This window comes from Halomonas llamarensis (assembly GCF_023555005.1).
Lineage (GTDB): Bacteria > Pseudomonadota > Gammaproteobacteria > Pseudomonadales > Halomonadaceae > Vreelandella > Vreelandella llamarensis.
Map to the genome: position 1 here is coordinate 1 of NZ_JAMJPJ010000128.1, position 291 is coordinate 291.

A 291-nucleotide genomic window follows, 5' to 3' on the forward strand; every position below is an offset into this window, starting at 1 on the left:
TGCGCCTGTTGGGTGACTATGCGGGTTGCCTGGTCACCGATGGCTATGAAGGCTACGCCGAGGTCGTGCGGCGTAACGGCATGACGCACGCTGGTTGCTGGGCGCATGCGCGACGCAAGTTCGTCGACGCCCAAAAGGTACAGCCCAAGGGCAAGACCGGCAAAGCCGACTGGGTGATCAACCAGATGGGCAAACTCTATGCTGTGGAAAAACAGGCCAAAGCGCTCGATCCCGACGCGCGTCACGCGCTGCGCGAGCAGAAAAGTCAGCCCCTGATCGCTCAGTTGCGCA

The 291-nt window shown here is 61.5% G+C and carries 1 protein-coding gene; it reads left to right on the forward strand.

What is annotated here, in order from left to right; translation table 11 throughout:
• A partial coding sequence (locus tag M8006_RS17900) for an IS66 family transposase (protein ID WP_250084594.1) occupies positions 1–291 on the forward strand: 291 nt, incomplete at both ends.